At 62.7% G+C, this 4,174-nt stretch carries 4 protein-coding genes; all 4 read left to right on the top strand.

The window, feature by feature from the left end:
* A partial coding sequence (locus U4Z31_RS36660) for a YadA family autotransporter adhesin (RefSeq protein WP_321812968.1) occupies positions 1-1,277 on the top strand: 1,277 nt, incomplete at its 5' end.
* 96 nt (positions 1,278-1,373) lie between these two features.
* Positions 1,374-2,522, top strand: coding sequence for a DUF2827 domain-containing protein (locus U4Z31_RS36655; protein WP_321812967.1), 1,149 nt, complete (start codon positions 1,374-1,376; stop codon positions 2,520-2,522).
* Positions 2,523-2,610: 88 nt separating this feature from the next.
* On the top strand, positions 2,611-3,723 hold the full coding sequence (locus U4Z31_RS36650; RefSeq protein ID WP_321812966.1) for an EAL domain-containing protein: 1,113 nt from the start codon (positions 2,611-2,613) through the stop codon (positions 3,721-3,723).
* Positions 3,724-3,790: 67 nt separating this feature from the next.
* Positions 3,791-4,174, top strand: a 384-nt coding sequence (locus U4Z31_RS36645; protein ID WP_321812965.1) for a DUF2827 family protein, incomplete at its 3' end; no start/stop codon positions are given.

The following is a 4,174-nucleotide window of genomic DNA, read 5'->3' as shown; positions in this document are numbered from 1 at the left end:
ACGTGGACTCGCTGTCGACTTCGACGGCGTCCAGCGTGGGTTCGCTGTCGACGGGGCTGAGCACGACCAACAGCAACGTGGATTCGCTGTCGACCTCAACGGCGTCCAGCGTCGGTTCGCTGTCGACGGGCCTGAGCACGACGAATAGCAACCTGGATTCGCTGTCGACCTCGACCGCATCCAGCGTGGGTTCGTTGTCGACAGGCCTGAGCACGACGAACAGCAACGTGGACTCGCTGTCGACGTCGACGGCGTCCAGCGTGGGTTCGCTGTCGACGGGCCTGAGCACGACCAACGCCAACGTAAGCCAGTTGTCGACCTCCACGTCGACGGGTATCGCGGCTGCCAACAGCTCGATCACGTCGCTGTCCACATCGACGGCCTCCAGCGTCGGTTCACTGTCGACGGGCTTGAGCACGACCAATAGCGCGGTGGCATCGCTGTCCACGTCGACGTCGACGGGCCTTAGCTCGGCGAACAGCAATGTCGCGTCCCTTTCGACCGGGCTGTCCACGACGGAAGCCAACCTGAACTCTCTGTCGACCGCGGTCGCGCCGCTGACGTCGATCAAAACCCAGACGACGGATGGCAGTACGGCTATCGGCTCGGGCGCATCGGCAGCCGCAAGCTCGACAGCGATTGGTCAAGGGGCGAGTGCGTCGGGCGTGAATTCGACTGCGGTGGGGCAAGGCGCGACTGCCTCGGGGCAGAACTCCACAGCGGAGGGTCAAGGCGCGATTGCGTCGGGCAACAACTCCAAGGCCGACGGTCAGGCGGCGGCAGCAACCGGCGACAATTCGACGGCGTTGGGCCAGGGATCGACGGCGTCGGGAGCCAATACGACCGCGGTTGGCCAAGGCAGCATGGCAACCGCACCGAATTCCGTCGCGATCGGCGCGGGGTCGGTGGCCTCGGCTCCGAACACCGTTTCGTTCGGTACGCCCGGCAACGAGCGTCGCTTGACGAACGTCGCACCCGGGATCAACGGCACCGATGCGGCCAATATGAATCAGCTTTGGCGCGTTCAGTCGTCGGTCAACGAAGTGGCGCGTCGTGCGTACTCGGGCGTGGCTGCGGCAACCGCGTTGACCATGATTCCGGAGGTCGACCCCGGGAAGACGATCGCGGTCGGGATCGGCAGCGGCAGCTACCAGGGGTATGCGGCGTCGGCAATCGGGGTGTCGGTGCGGTTCAGCGACAACCTGAAGGCCAAGCTCGGCGTTGGGATCAGCGGCAACGGCAGCACCTACGGTGCGGGGGTCTCGTACCAGTGGTAAGTCGTTGAGACTCGCCCCCCCGGGCGCGGCGTTGCGGCCGCCGCCCGGGGGATCGTGTATCGACGGTCGTATCGAATGACGTACGACGAGAATGTAATGCAGACGACATATAGTCACGATGCCCGCCGGAATTGCCTCGACAGGCGGCCGGCCGTCGGCATTTCGCTGTTTGCACGGGACGGCCAGGCGATCTGGGAAAACGGCATTCACCAGAACATCGCATTCCTCGCGATGATGTTGAAGCGCTCGGACCGCGTCGGCCCAGTCTATTTCCTGAACGGTGGCGACGCCAATGCACTGCCGACCGGCCTCGACCTCGACGGCCTCGACGTGCCGCTTGTGAAGCCTTCCGACGTCACGCACGAACTCGACGTCGTGATCGAGATGGGCGCGCAACTGCCGTTCGAATGGCGCAGGCACATGAAGGCGCTCGGCAAGAAACTCGTCGCCTTCTTCTGCGGGCACGTATACGCCGGCCTGGGCGAAACGCCGATCTTCGGCAAACCGTCGGGGCACATCTTCAACGACACGCCGTTCGACGAAGTATGGCTGCTGCCCCAGTACGAGAAGACCGGCGCGCCGATGCTGCAAACCATCCTGCGCGCACCGGTGCACCTGATGCCGCATATCTGGTCGCCGTACTTCCTCGATCGCCGCGTCGCCGCGCTGGAAGAAGAAGGCGTGACGTTCGGCTATCGGCCCGGCCGCCGCCCGTGGCATCTCGCCACGCTCGAGCCGAACATCTCGGTCGTGAAGTCCTGCCATTACCCGATGCTCGTGTGCGACGAGTTCTACCGCGCACAACCGGACGCGGTGCAGCATCTGTTCGTCGTCAACTCGATGCACATGAAGACCCATCCGACCTTCGTGCACTTCGCGAACAGCCTCGACCTAGTGCGCCAGCACAAGGCGACGTTCGAGCCGCGCATTGACCTGCCGGGCTTCATGGCGCGCCACGCGGACGCCGTCGTGTCCCACCACTGGGAAAACGCGCAGAACTATCTGTACTACGACGTGTTGTACGGCGGCTATCCGCTGATCCACAACTCGACGCTGATCGGCGACGCCGGCTACTACTACCCGGACTTCGATTCCGCCGCGGGCGGCCGGATGCTACGCGATGCATGGCTGCATCACGACGAGCGGCTCGACGACTATCGTGCGAAAGCTGACCGGCTGCTGCAGTCGGTCTCGATCGACAACCCCGCGAACCTGGACGCGTTCGTCGCGCGCCTGGTCGCCTGAACCGGAGCATACGCATGTCGGACTCCAATGCCCGTCAAGCGCCCGGCGAGGCAGGCAAATCGTCATCCTTTGCGTGTATGGAGACGGCATGAGTCACTGCGTCAAGGTGCTGATGCAACCTGCTCCCACTCAAGATTCGAGGCTTCACGTGGATTCGGACATGAGGGCCGCCGGCATGGTGCTGACGGCGATTGCTCGAGACCGGGTGATGCTGTGGGCACAGCCGATTTTGAGCGTGCGTGACGGCGAACATGTGCTGTATCACGAATGCTTGGTGCGGATTCTTGGCACGGACGATCATCCGATCGCGTATCCGTCAGCATTCATTCCCAGTCTGGAACGACTTCAACTCATGCGTTTCCTCGACCGCTACGTCGTTGGCATGGCCATCGAGTTCATGGAATCGAACGTTGACCTACGCCTGGGTGTCAATATTTCCGCACAGAGCGCGAATGACATTCAGTGGTGGGAATCGATTCTCCTGCTGCTCGAGAGCAGGCCCGATATTGCGAGTCGCCTCGTCGTGGAGATTACCGAGACCACGCAACTGTCGCCCGTGTCGGGGCGTACCTTTGTCGCGCGCCTGCAGCGCATGGGCTGCAGCATTGCCGTGGACGATTTCGGCGATGGATTCAGTGTCGAGAATGGCGCTCGGATCGCTTCGCCTGACATCGTCAAGATCGCCGGTCGCATGTCGCCGACGGACGGGGGTGACGGGGTGCAGTTCGAGCAGTTCGAAAAATTGGTGGCCCGCGCCCGGGATCATGCACCGCAGGTGGTGGTGGAGGGCATAGAAGGCGTCGACGGGCTGCTCGCGGCTTCGTTGGCTGGGGCGCAATGGGTGCAGGGGTACCATACCGGCAAGCCGGGGCGATTGAAAAAGGCAGAGTGCTCTACGGTCGGAACGGTGGGGCGATCGATGCAGCAATTCGAGCGTGTCGCGGACGCTTTGATAGACCGGCAGGTCGACGAAAAGACCCGCGACGATGCGAAGCTTGCTTATTCGGTTGGACTTTCAAGCGCGTTGTACGGCAGGCGCTCCGCCATCGCTACGAGTCTGCACTGCGGCCTGATCGACGTTATGCGAATGAAGTCGGGACCATCGAACATATCGGTGCAATTGCTTCAGTGTTTTGTCGTGCTTGGCAGAATCAATGGCCAGACATTGGCGCGCTCGCTCGGATCGGGAGCCTACTCGTGACACCGTGGACGGTATACCAGATGTCGAACTTTTCAACCACGCCAAATCGCTCAACTTAGAGGAATACATGGCAAGGTCTAACACCCGACCGGCACCTTGTGCAGGCAAGCGTCTCGTCGTCGGCGTGTCGCTTTTCGTGCGCGGCGCCGGCCAGTCGCTGTGGGAAAACGGCATCTTCCAGAACTGCCTGCTGCTGATCCTGCTGCTGCGCCAGTCGCCGCTCGTCGCTGAAGCCGTGATGGTGAACGGCGGCGAACAGCTCGCCGATCCGCAGATGATGCTCGGCGAATGGGACGTGCCGCTGCTATCGATGGACGAAGCGCTCGAGCGCTGCGACGTGCTGATCGAAATGAGCGCGCAGTTCGGTGCGGACTACCTGCGCGCGTTCCGCGAGCGCGGCGGCAAGGTCGTCACGATGCGGGTCTGCAACGACTACGTGATCGATATCGAA

The sequence above is a fragment of the Burkholderia sp. BCC1985 genome (assembly GCF_905339915.1).
Lineage (GTDB): Bacteria > Pseudomonadota > Gammaproteobacteria > Burkholderiales > Burkholderiaceae > Burkholderia.
This window is presented reverse-complemented; position numbering and strand designations above follow the sequence as displayed.